The sequence below is a fragment of the Achromobacter sp. SIMBA_011 genome (assembly GCF_046535435.1).
GTDB classification, from domain to species: domain Bacteria; phylum Pseudomonadota; class Gammaproteobacteria; order Burkholderiales; family Burkholderiaceae_B; genus Achromobacter; species Achromobacter dolens.
Genome location: NZ_JAWRWN010000415.1, coordinates 1 through 274, shown reverse-complemented (window position 1 = coordinate 274; position 274 = coordinate 1). Strand labels below are relative to the sequence as shown.

The following is a 274-nucleotide window of genomic DNA, read 5'->3' as shown; positions in this document are numbered from 1 at the left end:
CGGCTGAGAAGGCACTGGTGGATGCGCTCCAGATACTGGCCGAGACACCACCCGAAGCAAGTTTCCTAATCATCGAGGCGGGTGACCTCAAAAAAGGCACCGGGCTGCGCAAGATCGCAGAACCCGCGCGCTCGATCGCCGCAATCCCCTGTTATGCGGATGATGCGCGCTCGTTGAACGCACTGATCGATCAGGAGCTGTCGGCCGACAATCTGCGCATCGCGCCGGCCGCACGGCAGAGACTGATTGAATCGCTCGGCGGCGACCGCATTGC

The 274-nt window shown here is 62.0% G+C and carries 1 protein-coding gene; it reads left to right on the top strand.

The window, feature by feature from the left end; translation table 11 throughout:
- The coding region (locus SB816_RS31530; RefSeq protein WP_410548186.1) for a hypothetical protein at positions 1-274 on the top strand (274 nt) is incomplete at both ends.